Raw genomic sequence first — 422 nt, 5'->3', positions numbered from 1 at the left:
CCTGTATCACCAACAATAATAGCGGCATCACCAACATCTGTAGTTATACAAGGTACACCACACGCCATAGCTTCATTAATAACATTCGGAAATGCCTCACTAGAACTAGATAATAAATGAATATCAAGACTGTTCATAATAGTAGGTATATCATTCCTGCTACCAACTAAAATCACCTCATTCTTTATATCATTTTCTTCAATCCATGATTGCAGAGTTTCATTTTCATTTGTGATACCTGCACCTCCTAATAAACACTTAAACTTATAACCTTGACTTTTCAATAATCCTAAAGATTTTGTTAAATTTTCATGATCTTTAAAGGGATGAAAACGACTAACCATACCTAATAAGACAGTATCTTGAGAAAAATTAAACTCTTCTCTAATTGTTTTTTTTGCATCTTCAACAACATTAAATAT

The 422-nt window shown here is 31.3% G+C and carries 1 protein-coding gene; it reads right to left on the bottom strand.

The genetic code is table 11. The annotated features are described in order from the left end of the window. Nucleotides 1-422: glycosyltransferase (locus tag SB751_RS28300; protein ID WP_410748824.1), on the bottom strand; the 422-nt coding region annotated here is incomplete at both ends.

Origin of the sequence: Cupriavidus sp. SIMBA_020 (genome assembly GCF_046535395.1) — a bacterium.
Lineage (GTDB): Bacteria > Pseudomonadota > Gammaproteobacteria > Burkholderiales > Burkholderiaceae > Cupriavidus > Cupriavidus campinensis.
This window is presented reverse-complemented; position numbering and strand designations above follow the sequence as displayed.